Genomic DNA, 647 nt, shown 5'->3' with positions numbered 1-647 from the left:
CGCGCTATATTTGTTAGCCGCGCGCATTGCACAGTCGCTTCTTCATGCAGCTTCATCAAGTAACATCATCGTGCAGTGTCGTTTTCTATGCTTTTGCGCGCAAATAGGTATCGTGTGTTATTGGTTAAGCCAATACTTCCTGTAAACAAAAAAGGCCGCTTTTCAGCGGCCTCTGTATACGTACTATCGTCTCCACCAATCCCAGTCATATCGGAACTGCCAAACATCATTATCGACTTTCGTAAATCCAATGGGATCGAATGGATCAAAGGTTTCTCGATCACCACCAAATGTAAAGATACTCGGCTGGAACCTTCCATTCGCAAAATACACAGGAAATGCCGCTAGATCATACTTAATATCTTCTGGTGACTGCGCATTCCAAGGTTGTTCAGCCGGACCTGAGAGCTGTTTCCACGTTCGGCCATTTTTGTTCACCCAAACATCGATAGGATTAGCCACTGCAAATGGGTCCTGCGGATTAGTACTCAAACCAAAGCCACCAAAGCATACACAACTACCAAAGAGTACCTCGCACTGATGTCCCGGCCGTGGAGCCCAACCTGCGTCAGCAGTTAACAACTCCCAGCGCTTACCATTCTTACTACGCCAGACATCGTTGTAATATGGCGGACAACGATCGCCCG

At 47.3% G+C, this 647-nt stretch carries 1 protein-coding gene; it reads right to left on the bottom strand.

All coding sequences use genetic code 11. From position 1 onward, the window contains the following. Window positions 1-183: 183 nt before the first annotated feature. Window positions 184-647, bottom strand: a 464-nt coding sequence (locus A3738_RS30840) for a hypothetical protein (RefSeq protein WP_197473730.1), incomplete at its 5' end; no start/stop codon positions are given.

The organism is Oleiphilus sp. HI0066 (assembly GCF_001635725.1).
Note: the sequence above shows the minus strand (reverse complement) of the source record. Positions and strands in the feature narration are given on the sequence as shown.